This window comes from Priestia sp. SIMBA_032 (assembly GCF_046535215.1).
GTDB classification, from domain to species: Bacteria; Bacillota; Bacilli; order Bacillales; family Bacillaceae_H; genus Priestia; species Priestia aryabhattai.
On record NZ_JAWRXD010001756.1, the window covers coordinates 1 to 203 of the forward strand.

Sequence of the window (203 nt, forward strand, 5' to 3'; positions counted from 1 at the left end):
CCTGTTTTAACAGAAGAGAAAATGGAACAAATCAATTTCACATTGATTGAAGCCCTACATACAAATAAACAAGTTTATCTTACATACTACAAAAAGGGACAATGTATTACAGAAAAGGGATTCATCCAATTTGTTGATTCCCTGGGGAATTTGTTTGTTTTTATCGATGAAGTATTTGAATTAAAAAACAAAATGAAGTTAAG

1 protein-coding gene is annotated in these 203 nt (G+C 29.6%); it reads left to right on the plus strand.

The window, feature by feature from the left end; translation table 11 throughout:
• Positions 1–203 (plus strand): YolD-like family protein (locus SB717_RS40230; RefSeq protein ID WP_410908996.1); only part of this gene is annotated, 203 nt, incomplete at both ends.